Here is an 18,282-nt window from a genome sequence, read left to right on the forward strand (position 1 = left end):
ACTAATAGAGCAACGCCAATATCTTGGGCACAAAAATCATCAACCCTACTATAGCAGCACACAAAGCCGCCCAAAGTACTGCGCCGGCTGCCACATCTTTGACCAAACCGGCCTGAGGGTCATAATCGGGCTGCTGAGCATCCACCCAACGCTCTATGGCAGTGTTGAGCAGCTCTGTAGTGCCTACCATCCCAATACATCCTACAACAGCCACCCATTCCCAAACGGCAAGCTGATAGTATGCCCCAGCCACACAGACCGCAAGGGCGGCAGCCAGATGTACTTTCAGATGACCTTGTGTGCGAATGGCATAGGCTAGGCCTTTGAAGGCCACCACAAAGTAACCCCAGCGGGTTTGGGGCTTATATGGCGGAGTAGTAGGGCGGTGTTTGGACATTTATGCAGCGGCCTTGGTCAGATGTTGGATAAGCATACGCTTGGCTACGGGCAAAAAAGTAGCTTCCAAAGGTACACTTACTTTGGCATAAATCTGATAAGTGGCTGGGTTGGGCAGCTGCTGCCTGCGGCGGATAAGATCGCGCTTGAGATGCTCCACACCTTGCACCCAACTGAGCGTAGCTGTTTCGAGGTATTGGGTCTGCAAACCCCGATACATCTCGCTGGCCTGCTCAAATACCGTCATCCGGTACTCATACACCTGTACCTCTGATTTTTTGGCCTTGCGCAAGAAGAAATAACCTTCTTCTAACCTGAGGGGCGAAATGCCCACTGGGTTGATTTCGATATGCTCGGCTACATATTCGTAAATATCCTTGCCCGATTCTATGAGTTCTTTGAACTGCGGGATGGCAAAAGCTACAATCGCCTCCAACTCTTGCATCAGCCCATCATCGTCCACCATAGTTTCATAGCGCAAACGCAAACGCTCAAAATCAGCCTGAGAAAGCTCCTTAGGAAAATTCTCTTTCAGCAGGCTTTTGTGTTCTCGAAACTTGACCAAGTTTTGGTAATGAAACACTAAGTCAGACATAAAGGGGTAGAGCTGTACCCTGTCAAAGTTTTCTTTTACCTCCGACAAGTAGGCCAGTAACACATACTTTTTGTACTCAAAATCAATCCAGTCTTGAGTAAGCCAGTGGGGGTTGAGTGGAGAAGCCATCGTACTATTAGTGCTTATATTTGAGGACAATACGCCAAGAGTTCGCTCCTGACAGCTGACAAATTGACATAGCAACCTGTCAAGCAAAATATTTATGGGTTAAAATAATGATTGGTGGAATATTTGACAAGCATTGCGGCTATAAAAACCTATAAAAACCAACAAGTGTGCCGAATTTTGGGATTATTCATTGTCCAGTCCTGTCAAATTTTCAGCCCATTAGCCGCAAAAATGGCAGGAAATCCGCCTGCGCAATGGTTGGCACAAGAAATGATATATGTGGGAGCAAAAGCAAAAACCCTTAAATTTTTAGTTTAACCTCTAAATCTTGAACCTAAGATGGCTTTAAGTATCAAACCCTTGGCAGACCGAGTAGTGGTAGAGCCAGCTCCTGCCGAAGAAAAGACTGCATCAGGTATCATCATCCCTGACACTGCCAAAGAAAAGCCTCAGAGAGGCACTGTAGTAGCTGTAGGAGCAGGCAAAAAAGACGAGCCTGTAACGGTAAAAGTAGGAGATACCGTGCTTTATGGTAAGTATTCTGGTACTGAGTTGAACATCGACGGCAAAGAGTACCTCATCATGCGTGAGTCTGACATCTTTGCAGTGATTTAATTGTCCATCCTGTTGTTCATTCCCAACATTTTTCCCGCAAATCTCAAAACCATTTGATTGATATGGCAAAAGAAATCTTATTCAACACCGACGCACGCGACCAACTAAAAAAAGGCGTGGATATTTTGGCCGATGCCGTAAAGGTAACCCTAGGTCCCAAAGGTCGTAATGTCATTCTTGACAAAAAATTTGGCGCTCCCGCCATCACTAAAGACGGCGTAACCGTTGCCAAAGATATCGAACTAGAGAACGCCATCGAAAATATGGGCGCTCAGTTGGTAAAAGAAGTTGCTTCTAAAACTGCTGATACCGCTGGTGATGGTACTACTACTGCTACCGTATTGGCTCAAGCCATTTTCGGCAATGGTATCAAAAACGTAGCCGCAGGTGCCAACCCTATGGACCTCAAGCGCGGTATCGATAAGGCCGTAGCCGCTGTCGTAGCTGAGTTGAAGAAAATCTCTAAAACAGTAGACAACTCCAACGAAATCGAGCAAGTAGCTACTATCTCTGCCAACAACGACGAGGAAATCGGTAAAATGATTGCCAACGCCATGGAAAAGGTAGGCAAAGACGGTGTCATCACCGTAGAAGAAGCCAAAGGCACCGAGACAGAAGTAAAAACAGTAGAAGGGATGCAATTTGACCGTGGCTACCTCTCTCCTTACTTCGTAACCAACACCGAGAAAATGGAAGTTGAACTAGAGAACCCTTTCATCCTCATCTCTGAGAAGAAAGTGTCTTCTATGAAAGAGCTACTCCCTGTGTTGGAAGCTGTAGTCCAAACCGGCCGCCCCTTGCTTATCATCGCTGAAGATGTAGACGGAGAGGCTTTGGCTACCTTGGTAGTCAACAAAATCCGTGGTGCGTTGAAAATAGCTGCCGTAAAAGCTCCAGGCTTTGGCGACCGCCGCAAAGCGATGCTCGAAGACATTGCCATCCTTACCAATGGTACTGTCATCAGCGAAGAGCGCGGATACAAGCTCGAAAACGCTACGATAGATTACCTCGGTACTGCCGAAAAAATCATCATTGACAAAGATAATACCATCATCGTAAACGGCTCAGGCACCAAAGACGCTATCCAAGCGCGTGTAGCCCAAATCCGTGCTCAGATGGAAATCACTACTTCTGACTACGACCGTGAGAAGCTCCAAGAGCGCCTCGCCAAATTGTCAGGGGGTGTGGCTATCCTCTATGTAGGAGCTGCTACCGAAGTAGAAATGAAAGAAAAGAAAGACCGCGTAGACGATGCCCTACACGCTACTCGTGCTGCCGTTGAAGAAGGTATCGTACCAGGTGGTGGCGTAGCCCTACTCCGTGCGGGTGCTGTGCTTGACGGTGTGAAGTATGCGAACGAAGACGAAAAAACCGGTATCAATATCATCCGCTTGGCTATCGAAGCGCCTTTGCGCACAATCGTAGCTAATGCCGGTGGCGAAGGCTCGGTAGTAGTCAACAAGGTGAAAGAAGGCAAAGATGCTTTTGGCTATAACGCCCGCACCGATGTTTACGAAGATATGATGAAGGCCGGTGTCATCGACCCCACTAAGGTTACACGCCTTGCCCTCGAAAATGCGGCTTCTATCTCGTCGCTTCTGCTCACTACTGAGTGTGTGATTGCCGACATCCCTGAGGAGAATGGCGGTGGACACGCCGGTATGCCGGGTGGAATGGGCGGAATGGGCGGCATGATGTAATCTCCTCCCTTCGATTGAAAACCCCTTTTTTATAAACTCCATTTTTCAGATAAAAAGCTACTCCGATTCGGGGTAGCTTTTTTCGATATAGAGCTCATTTTTATAGGTTTTCTTATGTCACTGGATACTTTCTGATGGTGAGTGCTCGCTAGAGGCTAGAGAACAAAAAAGCCATTCCCAAAAACTGGGAATGACCGATGTGTTAGTGGTGGGAGTTGATACCCACCTATCTGCGTATTACAACAATCCTACAGCATTGTGTTAGGCGTTGGCTGCGGCATCCTCTTCTTCTTTGAGTTTGCGACGCAAGATTTTACCAACATTTGTTTTGGGTAGTTCTTCACGGAACACAATTTCGCGTGGTACTTTGTAGCCGGCTAGGTGATCTTTGCAGTGCTTGATCAGCTCTTCGGCAGTCAAGTTGGGGTCTTTGCGTACGACAAAAAGCTTCACACGCTCAGTAGATTTGTCATCGGGTACTCCAATCGCTGCTGCTTCGAGTACGCCGGGGTGTGTGGTGGCGGCATCTTCTACCTCGTTGGGGTACACATTGAAGCCTGAAACCAAAATCATTTCTTTTTTGCGGTCTACGATGCGGAAATAACCGTCGTCATCCATCATCCCGATGTCGCCAGTACGGAACCAACCACCTTCGAAAAACACCTTAGCAGTTTCATCAGGGCGTTGCCAATAGCCTTGCATTACTTGCGGCCCTCGGGCGCAAATCTCACCACGCTCACCGGCAGGTACGGGCTTGCCATCATCATCCAAGATAGCCAGCTCAGTAGAAGGTACTGGCAAGCCAATAGAGCCGAGGCGTTCATTACCGTCGAGAGGGTTTACAGACAATACGGGGGCAGTTTCGCTCAAGCCATAACCCTCGGCAATAGATTTGCCGGTGATGGCCTTCCAGCGCTCTGCGGTGGCACGCTGTACAGCCATACCGCCGCCAACGACAAACTTCACCTTACTAAAATTAATAGCATCAAAACCCGGTGTATTCATTAAGCCTACAAAAAGCGTGTTTAGGCCTGTAAAAATAGTGAAAGGATTTTGTTGTAGTGTTTTGACAAAGCCGGGCATATCGCGTGGGTTGGTTACCAAAACGCTCTTAGCTCCTACGAAGAGCATCAAGAAACAGTTGATTGTCAAGGCAAAAATATGGTACAGTGGCAAGGCCGTAATCGCCACTTCTTTACCCTCTTCTACGCCAATAAACCATTCTTTAGATTGCAAAAGGTTGGACAACATATTGCGGTGTGAGAGCATTGCTCCTTTTGAGACTCCTGTTGTACCGCCGGTATATTGTAAAAAAGCCAAATCTTCGGCATCTACCTCTGGGCGCGTATAAGGCGACTTAGCTCCTATTTGAAGCGCTCGTTTGAAGCCCACTGCGCCGGGAATGTGAAAAGGGGGAACCATTTTCTTGACATACTTCACTACTGCGTTGGTCAACATCCCTTTGAACGTACCGAGCAAGTCTCCGATTTCCGTTACGATGACATGCTTGACCTGTGTTTTGGGCAATACTTCCTGAAGCTTATCCGCAAAATTGGCCATAATGATGACGGCCTTTACGGTTGCATCGTTGTACTGGTGTGTCATCTCGGGAACAGTATACAAGGGGTTGATGTTGACTACCGTCAGACCGGCACGCAACGCGCCCATCAAAGCCACCGGATACTGGGTAACATTGGGCATTTGGATGGCAAATTTATCGCCTTTTTTCAGCCCAAGGCTTTGGAGATAGGCCGCAAAATCACGCGACATTTTGTCTAACTGTGCATAACTGTGTTCTACACCCATATTGTGGTAGGCCGGCGCGTTCCCATATTTTTGGAAAGCCTCTTCCATAAGGGCCAAAAGATTGGGGTAGCGCTGATAGTCAATGGTATGTGCTACACCTTTTGGGTAGTGGCTGTGCCAAGGAAATGTGTTCATTGTGTTTGGAGTTTTTAGCTTATCGTAATTAAGAGTAGGTGTGCTTCTAGTATATCCTCAGATAAAATGTGTGGAGAAGCGCATATATGTCAGTATGTTTGTCAAGGGGGAACATCTGAAGTTCTAAAAATCTCAAAATAATGATGATTTACCAAAAAAAGGTCTAATTTTTATCAGTACGTATTGCTTAAATAGCTTATTATGAGGTGTTTAATAATTTTATCATTTTTTGCTCATCATACGGTCTAGCAGAAGAAATCAAAAATATTTTGCCGCAAAAGTTGCGCGTTCCAAAATCATCCTCTAACTTTGTAAACAATACGTGTATTTCGATATCGAAATCACATTGACTGTTTCAATTACTGCTCAACCATTGTTTTGCTAGTAGTTGATTTATACAGAAGCACGGAGAGAATAGGCTCTATGAAGTGCTGGCAACCTGCTTCCCGATAGGGTGTAAGGTGCTAATTCCTACCTAAATCAAATTAGGGCATATAAATTAAACACTTATGTTCGCAAACAATTTTTCTTCGGTAGCCAATCAGGCCAAGGCACTTCTCCAAAATCATTCGGCAAATTTAGCCTTTGGGGCAAATTTGAGCAGTACTTATCCTCATACCATTACCCCCCTTACGATTACAACGATTATTTGCTGTTGCTAAGCAACGCTTTTGCAGTTGTTTGGTGATGTCGAAACCCTGTGCTAAGCCGTTACGCTTAGTCTGAGTCTTTTCGCACATCTACCCCTCAAAAACAAACTGCCAAAGCGCTGCTCAGGCTTTTTTGTATGTAATCAGCAATATAGCTAATCCATAGATTTTGTACACTTTGTAAATACTCACTCAAACCATATGCTCCTATGTCAGACCTAAGATTTGAAACCCTCCAATTGCACGCCGGCCAAGAAGTAGACCCTACAACAGGTGCGCGCGCTGTACCCATTTATCAAACTACCTCTTATCAGTTCAAAGATGCCGCACACGGTGCCAATCTCTTCGCTCTCAAGGAATTTGGTAATATCTACACCCGTATTATGAACCCCACCACGGATGTTTTTGAGAAGCGCGTAGCCGCGCTCGAAGGCGGGGTGGCGGCCTTGGCGGTAGGCTCAGGGCAGGCGGCGCAGTTTATTGCCCTCAACAACATCCTCGAAGCCGGAGATAACTTCGTCTCTACCTCGTTTCTGTATGGGGGTACTTACAATCAGTTTAAGGTCGCTTTCAAGCGTTTGGGCATCGAAGTGCGCTTTGCCGAAGGCGACAATGTAGCCGCGTTTGAGCGCCTGATAGATGAGCGTACCAAGGCGTTGTATTTGGAGACCATCGGCAATCCGGGCTTTAATATTCCTGATTTTGAGGCGATTGCGGCGTTGGCCGATAAGCACCAAATTCCGCTGATTGTAGACAATACCTTCGGGGCGGCGGGCTATCTGTTTAGGCCTATCGAGCATGGCGCTGCTGTCGTGGTACAATCAGCCACGAAGTGGATAGGCGGCCACGGTAACAGCATCGGTGGGGTGATTGTTGACTCAGGCAAGTTTGACTGGGGCAATGGCAAGTTCCCTCAGTTTACCGAGCCTTCGGAGGGCTACCACGGCCTGAAATTTTGGGAGGTTTTTGGTGAAGGTGGGCCTTTTGGCAATATCGCCTTTATCATCCGAGCAAGGGTAGAGGGCTTGCGCGATTTTGGCCCGGCCTTGAGTCCGTTCAATGCCTTTTTGCTGCTGCAAGGGCTGGAAACCCTCTCGCTACGGGTAGAGCGCCACGTATCGAATGCCTTGGCTTTGGCACAGTGGCTGGAGGCGCACCCGCACGTAGTACGTGTCAATTATCCCGGGCTGGAGAGTAGTCCTTACCACGGCTTGGCCAAAAAATACCTCAAGCGTGGCTACGGGGCGGTGCTCTCGTTTGAGTTGAAGGGCGGTAAGGACAAGGCAGAGCGCTTTGTGAACAGCCTCAAGCTGACAAGCCACTTGGCCAATGTGGGCGATGCCAAAACCCTGATTATCCACCCTGCTTCGACAACACACCAACAGCTGGGCGAAGCCGAGCAGTTGGCCGCCGGTGTAACGCCCGGGTTGCTGAGGGTGTCGGTGGGGATTGAGCATATCGATGATATCCGTGCCGACTTCGAACAGGCTTTTGCGGAGTTGTAGGCAGTGGGAGTTTACGGTTTGGGATTTTGGATTTACGATTAAATCGTAGCTCGTCAATCCCAAATCGTAGCTCGTCAACCTAAACTCGTAGCCCGTCAATCTAGCATCGTCAATTCCAAATTATGTTATGTCAAGTAAAATAACGGCCTTAGCGGCACTCAGAAATACGCCTTATATCTTGAAGAACAAGGTTTTTTATCATAAAAAGCCCCTTTCATTGGAGTTGGGGGGGCAACTGGCGGAGTTTCAGCTGGCCTACTCGACCTATGGCAAGCTCAATGAAGCCCGCGACAATGTCATCTGGGTCTGTCATGCGCTCACGGGCAATGCCCGTGTGGATGACTGGTGGGGCGGCCTTTTTGGCGTGGGCAATGTGCTCGACCCCTCTCGCTATTTTATTGTGTGTGCCAATGTGCTGGGCTCGTGTTATGGCTCTACATGTGCGCTTTCGAGCGACCCACAGACGGCCAACCCTTATTATCATCGATTTCCGGAGCTGACCATCCGCGATATGGTGCAGGGGCTAGAGTTGCTCGCCCAACACCTAGGGATACATACCGTTGCTCTAGGCTTGGGAGGCTCCTTGGGCGGACAGCAACTGCTGGAGTGGGCGGTGATGTATCCGGAGCGCTTCCGACAGATTGTGCCTATCGCAACCAACGCCTGGCATTCGCCCTGGGGGATTGCCTTTAACGAAGCGCAGCGAATGGCCATTGCGGCAGATGCCTCTTGGGCTGAGTCGCACGCCGAGGCAGGCAAGGCCGGTCTGAAGGCCGCCCGGGCGATGGCGCTGTTGTCGTACCGCAACTACCACACTTACCAACAGACGCAGGCCGAGCCACAGATTCCCGAACTGCCCCATACCTTTAGGGCGGCTAGCTACCAACAGTATCAGGGGCAGAAGCTGTGCAATCGCTTTGATGCCTTTGCTTATTGGACGCTCTCGAAGGCGATGGACAGCCACCATCTAGGCAGGGGGCGCGGAAGCGCAGAGGCCGCGCTGGCGAAGGTCAAAGCCCGTGCCTTGGTCATCGGTATTCGCTCAGACTTGCTTTTCCCTCCGGCTGAGCAACAGTTTTTGGCCACACACCTACCACAGGCGGTTTATGAAGAAATTGACTCAGCCTATGGGCACGACGGCTTTCTGCTCGAATGTGACCACCTGAGAGCACTGCTCTACAAACATCAGTATTGGCTGCCGTCTAACCCTTTGCCCTAAAGTATTTTAGGTTGTCAAACATTTGATTATCAAAATTTTATACCCATATATCACTAATCAATCGTAGTACCCTTAATTGTTGTTGACTTATGAACAGACCACTAAAACTCGGATTTTTCGGATTTGGCTGCGTAGGCCAAGGATTGTACGATATTCTCCAAAAAATTGATTTTCAGGTAAGCATCGAGCGGATTTGTGTCAAAGACCCACAAAAGCCCCGCAGCTTGCCACAGAAGTTTTTTACTTTTAATTATGATGATATTCTGGAAGACCCCACCATCAATGTGGTTGTAGAGATGATCAGCGATGCCGATGAGGCCTACGAGATTGTCAAAAAAGCGCTAGAGCAGGGCAAGGATGTAGTAACGGCCAATAAGAAAATGGTGGCCGAGCACTTGCCCGAGTTGTTGGCTATCCAAGAGGCTACCGGTACTTCCTTGCTTTATGAGGCGGCAGTGTGTGGCAGTATTCCCATCATCCGTACATTGGCAGAGTATTATGACAATGAGCTGCTCTACTCTGTGGGGGGAATTTTCAATGGATCTTCTAACTACATCCTGACCAAGGTGCTGCAAGAAAACCTAGACTATGCCGATGCGCTCAAACAAGCACAAGACCTAGGCTTTGCTGAAGCCGACCCTACCCTCGATGTGGGTGGGTTTGATGCTAAGTACAAGCTTTGTATTGTGGCTGCTCAGGCATACGGCCTGCTGGTGCGTCCGGAGGCAGTGTTCAATTATGGTATCGATACCCTGAGCAGCTACGATGCGCGATTTGCCCAAGAAAAAGGCTTCAAAATCAAATTGGTGGCCGAAGTAATCAAGTTGGATGAGCACCAAGTATCGTTGGCCGTATTGCCAAGGTTTGTCAACGCCGACCACTACCTCTATCATGTCGAGAATGAGTACAATGCTGTGATTGTGGCGGCGGCTTTTTCGCAAAAGCAAGTGTTGGTTGGCAAGGGCGCAGGTGGCCACCCTACCGGCTCTGCCGTACTGTCGGACATCTCGGCGCTGCGCTATGGGTATAAGTATGAATACAAAAAATCAAAGCGCAACCGTGCCCTGCAGCTCAGCCAAGCCCTCCACAAAGAGGTGTACATTCGTTATCACGAGGAGCAGGATTTGGCGCTTTTTGATTTTGCCGAAATCAGCGTACGCTACAGCGAAGCCGGCTTCAAGTATGTCATCGGGGTAGTGTCGTTACAAAACTTGGTCGATGTTCGGGAAGAGTTGTTGGCGCGCCGTATTTTCATTGCCGACACAGGGCGGGAAGTTCCTCAACCGACAGCCATTCGGCAAGAAGCCGACGCATTGACTGCGGCCTAAGTCCTTGCTTTGGTTTGTGTTTCCACAGAGCCTTTGGGGGTAACAAGCCCAAGGGCTTTTGTGTTGGTATCTCCTAAAAACGCGCCCTCCAACGCACACACAGCGATGCCCTACTGCTAAAAACCTCTCTATGAGCGATCCTTGTTGCCTTTGTGGGAAATAATCATCTGCCAACACAAGGCCAATATTTTTTGATTCCAGTTCTAAAAGCCGTACCTTCGTAGTCGAACTCCTTCGGCCTGTATTTGAATCATCAGCGCTAGTCCTTCAACATTGTCTACAGCGCATCTTCTGTGTTTTTCTATTTTCCCATTTAGCATATTTTAATTATGAAAGCATCTTCAGGACACATCGTAAAAGTTCACTATACAGGAAAGTTTACGGACAACACCCTTTTCGACTCATCAGTTGATGCGGAGCCGCTTGAGTTTCAACTAGGCCAAGGAATGATGATTCCGGGCTTTGAGGCCGCCGTATTGGGAATGGAAGTAGGCCAAGCCAAGCAAGGAGTATTAATTCCGGCAGCAGAAGCCTACGGGCCTGTCAACCCCGAAATGATGTTTGAGGTTCCTATGAACGAGTTGCCACCGGCAACAACTGTAGGCACACAGCTCCAAGCCGAAGCCGGCAACGGGCAGGTAATTCCTGTAACTGTGGCTGAGGTGAATGGCGATGTAGCCGTAATCGATGCCAATCATCCGCTAGCAGGCAAAGATTTAGTTTTTGATATCGAATTGGTGTCTATCACCCCTTCTGCCGACTAAGTACGAGCGTATTTTCAGCGATATGGCCACCCCAAGTTTTTTGAGGTGGCTTTTCGTATTTACTCAAGCAGAAGCACTTCTATCCGCCTGTTTTCTTGTGCCTGCCAAGGGGCTTTTTCCTCGGGCCATACGGGAGCCGCCTTTCCAAACCCTTTCGTAGCAATACGCTCAGGCGCTATTCCTTGGCTGATGAGGTATTGTTTTACTACCTCTGCGCGCTGCTCCGAAAGCACAACCTGCCGCTGTGTATCGCCCACCATATCCGTATGGCCATAAACTTCTATTACGGCCTTAGGCCGTTTGTTTAAGAAGCTGATGATAGGCTGCAGATTGGTTTTGTAGGCTTCTTCTAAATTGGCTTGGTTGAAGCCAAACAAGGCTACCACCTGAGGTGCGGCGATGATGTGTTTGCCTTTGAAAATAGGCTCAAAGCCAGCCTTGAGGCTAGGGACATCGCCCAAGTCCAGCTTCGACAAATCATAGCCCTCTCCAACAAACATTCCTCTTCCAGCTTGATGCTCAGACTGTTGATTGAAGTATGTTAGCTGGATGAAGCGCCCTCCGTCGCGGGGGGTGGGTTTGTAGCTGATTTCGTAGTAGTGTTGAAATAGCCTGGGGATTTCTTGATAAATATCGATTAGGTCCTTGGCTTGATTTGTAAAATAGATATAGCCGCCGGTTAGTTCGGCTACTTGTTGCATTACCTCTTCATTGGCACCTTGCCCATAAACCACAGGATAAATGCCTACTCCTTGGGCGCGAGCCTTACGCACCAACTCCATCGCCGAGAAAGCCTTATTTTCGTGTAGTAATGAGGCGTTATCCATCCCGTCGGTCATCAAAACCAAGACCTGATTGTACTGCTGCGGCTCAAACACCTCAAGGGCAAGGTCTGCTGCTGCATAGAGCGCTGTTGCGCCGCCAAACTTACTTAGCCCCATGGGGTATTGGGCTAAGATACTGTCAGGGTTTGTTTGTGCACGTACCACAGTATGCAGGTTATGGTCAAACTTAGTCAGGCTGATGCGGTCTTTCGGGCTTTTCTGTCGGATAAACTCTTTTAGTCCGGCTTCCAATGAGGCGATGGGCGCACCAATCATAGAACCGCTATAATCTAGCGCCAAAGAGAAATGATAAGGAGCCGATACCTCGCGACTGACTTCTTTTACCTGAAAGTTTCCGACCTTGGCTACCTGCTTGTCGAAGTTTTCGGTAAGGCTTACAAAATACTTCTTGACAAGGTCTGGCGAATTGGCCAGTCCGCTGACAAAATTACCCACTGTATCCACGGCCAATACGCGCAAGGTAATCCGGTCAGGGTATTGGCTGTAGTCTGTTGCGATAATTTCCATCATTATGGGATGATCTTTGGCGAGCTCCTGCAAGGCAATGTTATTTTTGACAAAATGCCTGTTGCGTACCGTAACCTGTACCGAAGTCTCCTCCCAGTGCCTTTGTTCGGGGTCATAAGCCCTCATTTGGTAAGTTCTGCTGGTGAGTGGTGCGGTGAGTGTCCGCGAGCCGTTACCTTTGAATTGGCCTATGAGTTTATTTTCTTCATAGAGCCGCAAGCTATCGAGGTTGGTCGCATTCCATACCAACCTAAACATTTCTCCTTGGCCTAAGGTGAGGTGTGTAGTGCCTTTTTCTTCTTGTGCTAACTTGGCCACTAGCCGTAGCCTTGTAACCCTCGACCACAGGCGCGCTGTTTGTTCGCCAATAGCCAGCCCTTCTTTGAAGGCCGTCAGCACAAACGTTCGCCCGTTGGGGTAGGCATCGAGCGTACCCACCGTAAGGCTTCCTACAGCGGGAAGTGCCTCCCCCAAAATTTGAGGTTTGGGGTAAGTTTCTTCTAGCCGGACGCTGTCTGCTTGTGGAATATCCCATCTCAAAAGCCCTGCTTCATTGGGCAAGACACTCCCTCCCTCAAACTTTCCTCCCAACCGATGGTAAATGGATAGGGCTTTTGTGATAATCAGCTGTTGGTCTGGAACTTCTGCTATCAGTTGCAAATAAATATGTTCCTTGCCCATACGGATTTCCTTGCTTCCTGATAGTGGTAAGTCATCGGCTAGCAGTTGCCCGTTGGCTTCTAAGCGCAGCTTGACCGCATCTTGTACCTGCCAGCTGACGAGGGTTTTCAGGTCGGAGGCCAGTAAGGTGTCTTTGGCTATAAAATGATTGATTTTCAGGGTTTTAAAAGGGATGCGAACATTGTATGTCCGCATTTGTTTTGGTTTTTTCCCGTACGCAATGAGTTTGTATTGTGTATCTGGCTCAAAGTTGAGGAGGTACTCTCCACTGGGAGGCAGCTCATCTACCAGTCCCACAATCTCCACACGGCGAACATTGCTCCCCTCCCAGCTGAGATTTACTTGTTGTGGAGCATAGATTTGTGCCGGATGGAGGCGAATTCTCAGCTGTGGCTCATTATTGCTTTGTGCAAAGATGGGAAAGCCCCAAAGTACTCCTAGGAGTGTTATTACTAAAGGCGTTATTTTCATAAACACACAACAAATCGTTGGGCAGGGCTAGCTGCTTCATTCAGATTAGATAAATATGGGCATACATTAGTGCTTATAGTAATGTAGCTCAGCCTTTAGAGAGAAACTTCTCTACTAAATGGAGCTTCCGAAAATTCGGCACAAACCCTTATCAGTGGCTTTGTAGCCCAATCGATAAGGAGATTTTTAATGGCCTTAGCATCTAAATCACAGAAGCGCCCTACTTTTGTTTGGGTCTGTTACCCCCTGGATTATCTAGCTTACGTTTTCGGGCATCTTCTTCATACTTTTGCATTTTTTCCTTATCCAATACCAGCCGGCTTTTGCCTACTTCTTCAACAATCACTTTGTCGAGGTTGGTCTCTGTGCCAAGGTTGCGGGGGTCAATGTTGACTGCGTCAGGCAAGAGTCTGCTTTTGTCGATGGTGGCATTTTCGCGCAGAATTTCGAGTAGCTCTACATCAAACACCATGATAGCATTGGGTGGCACAAGGCCGGGTATTCCCTTAGCGCCGTGGGCTAGGGTAGATGGGATGATAAAAGAACCGCGCCCACCCTCACGCAAGGTTTTGATTCCTTCGCTTAGGCCATCGGGTACAAAAAACTGATCTACGGGAAATTCTAGCGGCCCATAAAGTTCTGAAGATGCCACAAAAGTACCGTCTAAGAGGTGGGCTGTATAGGCAATACTGACAATATCAGAGGCTTTGGGGATGCGGCCATTCCCCTTATCATAAATGGCATAACGCACCCCTGAGTAGGTTTTGTTGTATTGTACTCCTTCGCGGTTTTTGCTCAGGTATGCCAATATTTGTTCTTCGTCGGCTTTGATTTGTTGGCGGTTGGCCTCGCGTTTTAGGTTGTCGAGTTTGGCTCTGGTTGTTACATCCAATACTTTTACGACAAACCGCAGTTGCTCGTGCGGCTGTAGATAATGTGGTACGGGTTTTTGGATGGCGTTGAAATAGACTGCTGCGGGTATCTCTAAGGTTGCACTATCGCCTACGGCCAGCTTGAGCAGGAAGTCGTGTAATACCCCGCGATCACCTTTTTCGTAGCTTTGTGGGTGCGATAGCCGTGATAAAATACGGGTAGCAGGGCGGTCAGGATAGGTAGTATATACTACTGAATCATCGCTTCGGTGTATTTGCAAATGAAATTTGGCATAGTCGTTATACACCAAAATCCGCCGGTTGGTGGTATTACGGTGTTGGAAGCTGATGGTTCCTTGGTCTATGGCCAAGCGCTGTGCCAAGACTTGAGGCAAGTTCATCATGACAATCCATCCACAGACCAAACACAAGAGCAAGTATTTTTTCATAACAAACATACCAAAGAGTGGGCTAGACATTTTTAAGAGGCCAAAGAAGGGGTATAGCTAAAATGGAGCGGGTCAGGGTATAGGAATTTGTATCCGAGTTTTGTTTGCAGTTTGTCTGCCAATACAACTTTGTGGGGCAGTATCTTGGTATCATTGAATTGGGCTTCTTCCCAGCCACAATCGGCGATGCTTTGACTGATGACAGCTTGGCGGGTAGGGTGCTGGGGGGCTACTACATTAAACACGTCTCCCCAGTGTTTTTGTTGTATGATTTGGTGAATAATTTGCACCACATCATCTCTATGAACATAATTCACAGGCACATCTGCTCCCGGCAAGTCTTTTTTACCTCGGTAATATTTCCCGGGAATGCGTTCGTAGCCCATCAGCCCGCCACAACGCAAGATGGTCAGTTGGTTGCCAAAGGCTTGCTGCATTAGATATTCGGCTTGTAATAGCAGGTTTTCATCTTCGGGGTTGGGAATGGCATCGACTTCGCTTACATGCGTGGAGACATCAGGGTAGACCGATGTTGAGCTGATCAAGATGACATAGGGAGGGAGTATTGTACGGCGGTCATACATCCATGTAACAAGGCGTGCCATTTGGGCGGGATAATCTGTAGCGCCAGCACGCAGGCGTGGCGGGATATTGATAACCCAATATTGTACTTGTTCGGGGCAGGGAGGCAGGATATCCCCAGCATCGCTATCAAGGCGAAGCTGTGCCTGTTGTATGAGGGGCGATACATTGGGATGAAAACGTTCGGGTTGTGTATGTGTACCCCAAACAGGCAAACCTTCGGCAGCCCAGTATTGTGCCAATGGCCAACCAAGCCAACCCAAACCAATGATTCCGTACATGAGCGTTTTTATTGAGCGTCTAAAAGTTCAAAACTAAACAAATCTTGGACATTAGCGCTTACTTTGTAAGTTTAGTTGTGATTCTGTAGCAATTCGCTTGGTGTCAGGTTTATACAGCCCGCACCAAGCGGTCAACAAACCACAACACTACCGAAAGGAGGCTACTGAACAAAAAGACCCACAAGATACCCCCCACAGAAAACCCAGGCACAAAGTCTGCGAGTAGATAGACAATGACAAGGTTGAGCAGTAGCGGAAAAAAGCCCATTGTTGCCATAGTCAGGGGGAGAGCCAGAAACTTAAGTACAGGTTTTACAAAAGTGTTGATAAGCGCCAGCAAGAGCGTAACAATAAAGGCCGGCACCAGTCCATTAAACTCAATATCGGGCACGATAATGCCTACAAACATAATGGCGATGAAAAAAGTCAACAAGCGCTTGGCAAACACAATGAAGTCCATAAGGGTAAGTCGGTTGCGATGTGAAGAGCGAAGATACTAAAAAAATGCTGCCATCTAGCTGTAACGCACAAAAATAGCCTGTAGGTACAAGACCTACAGGCTTTTATTGTTCGTCGGGGTGGCGAGATTTGAACTCACGACCCCTTGCACCCCATGCAAGTGCGCTACCGGGCTGCGCTACACCCCGAACAATGATTGCTTAAAAAAGCAACCCCTTTTGGGACTGCAAATATAGCAACACAGTGCTGAATTTTGCAAGTGTTCGGCTGTTTTTTCTGTCTGTGCTGGATTAAAAGTCGATAATTAACTGATTATGAGTCTGGTTTATTTTTTAGCAAGGCTGTCCCGATGCTACAACGTAGGCATTGTTTTGGGGCGCAAAAACCTTCATACAGGCCCAACAGGGCTTGTGAGTCGTGGGCGTTTTTGGCTTCCCAGCCTAGGTCATACCACATCCGCAGGCGGTGATTGTCTTCGGGTGGCAGGCTTTCGAGCAAGTCTACGGCTTTCTCGGCATAGTCAGGATTGGCCTGCAACTGGGCATACCACATCAACAAGGGGGCAGCGGCATTGATGACAATCTGTTGGGCTGTACTCTTGCCTAACTTGCCCGAGGGGCGCTCCTGTTTTTTGGCAAACTGATAGTGTCTTTGCCAGTACTCAGAAGGTTTTATTTGTAAGTACTGAAGGAGTGCTTTGGCTGGCATTCGCAAAAAAGTACTGAACCAGTGCGGCTCTTGATGGATAAGTGCTGCTAGTTGGGCGACACGTAAAGGCGGAAAGCTCCCCGGGCGCAAACGGCTATATTGCCACATCTCAGTGGGGAGTTGCTGCGGCGCAAGGTCATATTTATGTGCTAAAAAGCGGTATTCTTCTACCAATTGTTGGCTGTAGCTATCCGTTGGTTCTTGGGGCAATAGTCCGGCTACGCCCATCAATATCGCCTCTAAAGCAAGCAGTTGGTCACGGTGTTTGTGGAGTATTTTGAGCGGAACCTGCCGGCTGAGGGCTTCGAATGGCTCTGCATTGACCTTGGCTCCCAAAGCCCTAGCCAATGCCTGATAGGCGCTTTGTTCCCAGTCTTGGTTGGTTTGATATTGGGCGATGCGTTGGGCTTTGAGCTCCATCCGTTGTACTAGCGCTCTGTCTAGGGTCATTGTACGTATGAGTGGCGCTACTTTGGGGAGTTGTGTGGCACAGGGGATGGGCGCTTGGCTTTGCATCAGCCCCTGATATTGTTGAAGGAGGTTCAGGTCTACCAATCCTTCTAGCGCTAGGGTGGGCATAGGGCTACCGTCGGGGCGCAGACAGGGAGCGTCATTTTGCCATACTACGTGTAAAATTACATTGTTGTACTGTAGATTTTGGCTGTGTTGGTGTCGCTGCCAGTCTGAAGAACGCAGGTGTATCTCGACACTCCCAACCCAGAGTACTGTCCCTATGGTCATTTTAGCCATCTGAAAATCAGCACCTTCATTCAGGTTGGTAATTCCTCGATGGTGGATGTGTAGTGGCTCCCCTGAGCTAGTAACCAAGTGGTTTGTATCAAAGGCTTGGTATTGCCATACGAAGTGTAAAAAGTCTTCGCGCATAGTGGTTTTGTTTTGCGGAAAATAGCATATTTTTATTAGCTATACAACAAACCACTGATTTTTGAATAAATATTTTTGGCTTTTCTACCAATTTGGCACAAGTCCTTAGCAATAGGGTTGCACCCCCCTCACTAAGGACTTGAATGGTTTCAGCGATTAAGCACCCGGGGGGTATTAAGGGTATTTTCTGTTTTGGTGTATTAATAGCGCTGAATGCTGTCGAGCAGTGTTTGTGCGGCTTCTTGGGCATTGGTACGGTGTACCACCATCGCAAAAAACTTGGTACTCCCCGTGGGTGCGTGCATAAACAAGCAGAGAGCGGGATATCCGTCTACAGTAGCGGTAGCCATGAGACCAGTAAATCCGGCCTGCTCGTGCTCGGCGATTTCCCTGATTTGCACCTCGTCGCTGTTGGCCATTTCTTGTAGCAGTGCCAAGAGAGCAGCTTCTCGGTCTTGGCTGCTGCGTTTTTTGTTGGTAACAGCGTTGAGGCTAAAGGTGATGATGCCTGAGTTGCGGGTATTGCCTACAAAGAAATCATCGGTTTGCTTGTCAATCACAAAATCATCCGGCGTTTCGAAGCGTAGTTGGTGCTTGGCCATTTGATATTGTTTTTGAGCTTGTACTGGTTGGGTGTATAGCAAAACACCAAGTACCAAGGGGAGCAAGTGTTTGATTAGTGGTTTCATGCAATGTGGGT

At 48.3% G+C, this 18,282-nt stretch carries 15 protein-coding genes, 1 tRNA gene and 1 riboswitch; of the genes, 6 read left to right on the forward strand and 10 right to left on the reverse strand.

Features of this window, described 5'->3' with window-relative positions; genetic code table 11:
* Position 1: 1 nt before the first annotated feature.
* Positions 2-397, reverse strand: a complete 396-nt coding sequence (locus G499_RS0103895; RefSeq protein ID WP_026998859.1) for a diacylglycerol kinase family protein — start codon at positions 395-397, stop codon at positions 2-4.
* Positions 398-1,120 (reverse strand): hypothetical protein, encoded by a 723-nt coding sequence (locus G499_RS0103900; protein ID WP_026998860.1) that lies wholly within the window; start codon positions 1,118-1,120, stop codon positions 398-400.
* Between the two features lie 339 nt (positions 1,121-1,459).
* Here G499_RS0103900 and G499_RS0103910 point away from each other — a divergent pair, with 339 nt between their 5' ends.
* Complete coding sequence (locus tag G499_RS0103910) at positions 1,460-1,735, forward strand: co-chaperone GroES (RefSeq protein WP_026998862.1); 276 nt, start codon at positions 1,460-1,462, stop codon at positions 1,733-1,735.
* 62 nt (positions 1,736-1,797) lie between these two features.
* Positions 1,798-3,435 carry a chaperonin GroEL gene (gene groL / locus G499_RS0103915; protein WP_026998863.1) on the forward strand — a complete coding sequence of 546 codons (1,638 nt, stop codon included), beginning with the start codon at positions 1,798-1,800 and terminating at the stop codon, positions 3,433-3,435.
* A gap of 261 nt (positions 3,436-3,696) precedes the next feature.
* Here groL and G499_RS0103920 read toward each other — a convergent pair whose 3' ends face one another.
* Entirely contained in the window at positions 3,697-5,376 is a 1,680-nt protein-coding gene (locus G499_RS0103920) for an AMP-binding protein (RefSeq protein WP_026998864.1), read from the reverse strand.
* 390 nt (positions 5,377-5,766) lie between these two features.
* A riboswitch (SAM riboswitch) is annotated at positions 5,767-5,877 on the forward strand.
* Positions 5,878-6,235: 358 nt separating this feature from the next.
* On the opposite strand from G499_RS0103920, the gene G499_RS0103925 reads away from it, so the two are divergent.
* From G499_RS0103925 to G499_RS0103940, 4 genes are all read left to right on the forward strand, one after another.
* Positions 6,236-7,531: an O-acetylhomoserine aminocarboxypropyltransferase/cysteine synthase family protein gene (locus G499_RS0103925; RefSeq protein ID WP_026998865.1), complete on the forward strand. Its 1,296-nt coding sequence runs from the start codon at positions 6,236-6,238 to the stop codon at positions 7,529-7,531.
* Positions 7,532-7,658: 127 nt separating this feature from the next.
* A complete protein-coding gene (locus G499_RS18635; protein WP_081413634.1) occupies positions 7,659-8,750 on the forward strand; it encodes a homoserine O-acetyltransferase family protein in 1,092 nt (363 codons plus the stop codon).
* Between the two features lie 89 nt (positions 8,751-8,839).
* A complete protein-coding gene (locus tag G499_RS18640) occupies positions 8,840-10,078 on the forward strand; it encodes a homoserine dehydrogenase (RefSeq protein ID WP_035726554.1) in 1,239 nt (412 codons plus the stop codon).
* Between the two features lie 329 nt (positions 10,079-10,407).
* Positions 10,408-10,842: an FKBP-type peptidyl-prolyl cis-trans isomerase gene (locus G499_RS0103940; protein WP_211231581.1), complete on the forward strand. Its 435-nt coding sequence runs from the start codon at positions 10,408-10,410 to the stop codon at positions 10,840-10,842.
* A gap of 59 nt (positions 10,843-10,901) precedes the next feature.
* Here the strand turns inward: G499_RS0103940 and G499_RS20885 are convergent, their stop codons facing one another.
* From G499_RS20885 to G499_RS0103975, 7 genes are all read right to left on the reverse strand, one after another.
* Entirely contained in the window at positions 10,902-13,346 is a 2,445-nt protein-coding gene (locus tag G499_RS20885; RefSeq protein WP_026998867.1) for an OmpA family protein, read from the reverse strand.
* A gap of 220 nt (positions 13,347-13,566) precedes the next feature.
* Positions 13,567-14,667 (reverse strand): FKBP-type peptidyl-prolyl cis-trans isomerase, encoded by a 1,101-nt coding sequence (locus G499_RS20890; RefSeq protein WP_161627691.1) that lies wholly within the window; start codon positions 14,665-14,667, stop codon positions 13,567-13,569.
* Positions 14,668-14,699: 32 nt separating this feature from the next.
* Complete coding sequence (locus tag G499_RS0103955; protein ID WP_035726555.1) at positions 14,700-15,530, reverse strand: Rossmann-fold NAD(P)-binding domain-containing protein; 831 nt, start codon at positions 15,528-15,530, stop codon at positions 14,700-14,702.
* Between the two features lie 109 nt (positions 15,531-15,639).
* Positions 15,640-15,990, reverse strand: a complete 351-nt coding sequence (locus tag G499_RS0103960; RefSeq protein ID WP_051295891.1) for a phage holin family protein — start codon at positions 15,988-15,990, stop codon at positions 15,640-15,642.
* Between the two features lie 113 nt (positions 15,991-16,103).
* Positions 16,104-16,177: transfer RNA gene (locus G499_RS0103965), tRNA-Pro, on the reverse strand.
* A 124-nt stretch (positions 16,178-16,301) separates the two neighbouring features.
* Positions 16,302-17,582: a DUF2851 family protein gene (locus G499_RS0103970; protein WP_026998870.1), complete on the reverse strand. Its 1,281-nt coding sequence runs from the start codon at positions 17,580-17,582 to the stop codon at positions 16,302-16,304.
* Positions 17,583-17,782: 200 nt separating this feature from the next.
* Positions 17,783-18,271 (reverse strand): hypothetical protein, encoded by a 489-nt coding sequence (locus G499_RS0103975; RefSeq protein WP_026998871.1) that lies wholly within the window; start codon positions 18,269-18,271, stop codon positions 17,783-17,785.
* Positions 18,272-18,282: the final 11 nt, after the last annotated feature.

The sequence above is a fragment of the Eisenibacter elegans DSM 3317 genome (assembly GCF_000430505.1).
GTDB lineage: Bacteria > Bacteroidota > Bacteroidia > Cytophagales > Microscillaceae > Eisenibacter > Eisenibacter elegans.

What these genes read in the sequence shown, in the direction of transcription:
- G499_RS0103895 (WP_026998859.1), bottom strand. Translation starts at nt 397, where the DNA reads ATGTCCAAACACCGCCCTACTACTCCGCCATATAAGCCCCAAACCCGC.
- G499_RS0103900 (WP_026998860.1), bottom strand. Translation starts at nt 1,120, where the DNA reads ATGGCTTCTCCACTCAACCCCCACTGGCTTACTCAAGACTGGATTGAT.
- G499_RS0103910 (WP_026998862.1), top strand. Translation starts at nt 1,460, where the DNA reads ATGGCTTTAAGTATCAAACCCTTGGCAGACCGAGTAGTGGTAGAGCCA.
- groL (WP_026998863.1), top strand. Translation starts at nt 1,798, where the DNA reads ATGGCAAAAGAAATCTTATTCAACACCGACGCACGCGACCAACTAAAA.
- G499_RS0103920 (WP_026998864.1), bottom strand. Translation starts at nt 5,376, where the DNA reads ATGAACACATTTCCTTGGCACAGCCACTACCCAAAAGGTGTAGCACAT.
- G499_RS0103925 (WP_026998865.1), top strand. Translation starts at nt 6,236, where the DNA reads ATGTCAGACCTAAGATTTGAAACCCTCCAATTGCACGCCGGCCAAGAA.
- G499_RS18635 (WP_081413634.1), top strand. Translation starts at nt 7,659, where the DNA reads ATGTCAAGTAAAATAACGGCCTTAGCGGCACTCAGAAATACGCCTTAT.
- G499_RS18640 (WP_035726554.1), top strand. Translation starts at nt 8,840, where the DNA reads ATGAACAGACCACTAAAACTCGGATTTTTCGGATTTGGCTGCGTAGGC.
- G499_RS0103940 (WP_211231581.1), top strand. Translation starts at nt 10,408, where the DNA reads ATGAAAGCATCTTCAGGACACATCGTAAAAGTTCACTATACAGGAAAG.
- G499_RS20885 (WP_026998867.1), bottom strand. Translation starts at nt 13,346, where the DNA reads ATGAAAATAACGCCTTTAGTAATAACACTCCTAGGAGTACTTTGGGGC.
- G499_RS20890 (WP_161627691.1), bottom strand. Translation starts at nt 14,667, where the DNA reads ATGAAAAAATACTTGCTCTTGTGTTTGGTCTGTGGATGGATTGTCATG.
- G499_RS0103955 (WP_035726555.1), bottom strand. Translation starts at nt 15,530, where the DNA reads ATGTACGGAATCATTGGTTTGGGTTGGCTTGGTTGGCCATTGGCACAA.
- G499_RS0103960 (WP_051295891.1), bottom strand. Translation starts at nt 15,990, where the DNA reads ATGGACTTCATTGTGTTTGCCAAGCGCTTGTTGACTTTTTTCATCGCC.
- G499_RS0103970 (WP_026998870.1), bottom strand. Translation starts at nt 17,582, where the DNA reads ATGCGCGAAGACTTTTTACACTTCGTATGGCAATACCAAGCCTTTGAT.
- G499_RS0103975 (WP_026998871.1), bottom strand. Translation starts at nt 18,271, where the DNA reads ATGAAACCACTAATCAAACACTTGCTCCCCTTGGTACTTGGTGTTTTG.